Source organism: Lysinibacillus sp. GbtcB16, from assembly GCF_019091145.1.
In the GTDB taxonomy this organism is placed as follows: domain Bacteria; phylum Bacillota; class Bacilli; order Bacillales_A; family Planococcaceae; genus Lysinibacillus; species Lysinibacillus fusiformis.
Genome location: NZ_JAGXJV010000743.1, coordinates 1 through 245 on the forward strand (window position 1 = coordinate 1; position 245 = coordinate 245).

The 245-nt window shown below is 46.9% G+C and carries 1 pseudogene; it reads right to left on the minus strand.

The window, feature by feature from the left end:
• A pseudogene (locus KVT27_RS25775) lies at nucleotides 1–216 on the minus strand (ABC transporter substrate-binding protein); the annotation flags it as partial.
• Nucleotides 217–245: the final 29 nt, after the last annotated feature.

The following is a 245-nucleotide window of genomic DNA, read 5'->3' on the forward strand; positions in this document are numbered from 1 at the left end:
CCAGCCGAACGTCGGAACCGGCAAGTTAGCTTCTTGGAGAGCATTGGCATTCAACATGATAAACCAATTGCTGGCATTGACAATGGTTCCGTAATATTTGCCTCTAAACTTAGGATTAATCAAATATTCTTCTTCCGGCTTCACCTGGTCCCTAGCATAGAACTCGTACAATGGCGCAAGCACATTTTGCCCGGCTCTCGCCAGAATCTCCTCCATGCTTGGCATGACCAAGACATCGACTTGTT